We start from the raw sequence: 1,207 nt of genomic DNA on the forward strand, positions 1-1,207 counted from the left end.
AATCAAATTGCCTGTATATGCTGGGGAGGAATAAGAGATGAAAGGATTCAAAACTCTAGCCGCTGGTCTACTAGCCAGCTTATTTATGGTTTCTGGCGTTCAAGCTGAAACCCCACAAACACTTTCTGAACTACTAAAAAACGTAAAATCAGAAAGCATTGTTGAATCAAAAGAAAACAAAGAACGCGAAGCTGTGTTCAAACGCGATCGTGACCAACAAGCCGTATTACTGCAACAAGCGCGCGATGAGCTTGCCGCACAACAAGCACTGGGTGATCAGCTAAAAGCAACGTTCGACGAAAACGACAAACAACTGACTGAACTAACCGAAACACTGCGTGTTCGTTCAGGTACTCTAGGTGAGATGTTTGGTGTAGTTCGTCAGTACGCAGGTGAATTTAAAGGCCTATTTGCAGCTTCACAAAACGCCGTTCAGTTCCCAGAGCGCGATGCGCTGCTAACTAAATTAGCAGAAAGTAAAGAACTACCATCAACTCAAGAGCTGGAAGCATTCTGGCACACTATTCTTCAACAAGTTGTCGTATCTGGTGATACATCAACAACACAAGCAACGGTTGTTTACGGTGAAGGTAAAGAAGCCGTTCGCGACGTAACGCTAGTAGGAGAATTTAACGCAATTGCAGATGGCAAATACGTCATTTACGTACCTCAAACTGGCAAGTTCGAAGAACTATCACGTCAGCCAAGCAAGAACATCACAAGCCAAGTGGCTGGTTTTGAATCAGCAAAAGGCACTTATGAGCCGATATTCCTTGATCCATCTCGTGGCGTAATTCTATCGCTACTAGTACAGAGCCCTACCGTTCAGGAGCGTATTGACCAAGGCGGTATCGTTGGTTACGTCATCCTAGCAATGGGCGCTGTTGGTGTCATCATCGCGCTATTGTGCTTCCTACGCCTTCAGATCATCGGTGGCAAAATGCGTAAACAGGCGAAATCAGACACAGTTATCCCTGGCAACCCTCTAGGTGAAGTTATCCAAGCTTACCAAGATCACAAAGGCGACAACCTTGAAGATCTGGAAGCGAAGTTGGACGAAATCATCCTACGCAATGCACCAAGCATTGAACGCTTTATCAGCTCAATCAAACTGTTCGCTTCTGTAGCACCACTACTGGGTCTACTAGGTACAGTAATGGGTATGATCGGTACCTTCCAGGCAATCACGCTATTTGGTACCGGCGAT

The 1,207-nt window shown here is 45.7% G+C and carries 1 protein-coding gene; it reads left to right on the plus strand.

What is annotated here, in order from left to right; all coding sequences use genetic code 11:
- Positions 1 to 37: 37 nt before the first annotated feature.
- On the plus strand, positions 38 to 1,207 hold a 1,170-nt coding region (locus R7D93_RS25650), incomplete at its 3' end, for a MotA/TolQ/ExbB proton channel family protein (RefSeq protein WP_318129600.1).

The sequence above is a fragment of the Vibrio sp. YT-15 genome, assembly GCF_033337445.1.
In the GTDB taxonomy this organism is placed as follows: Bacteria; Pseudomonadota; Gammaproteobacteria; order Enterobacterales; family Vibrionaceae; genus Vibrio; species Vibrio alginolyticus.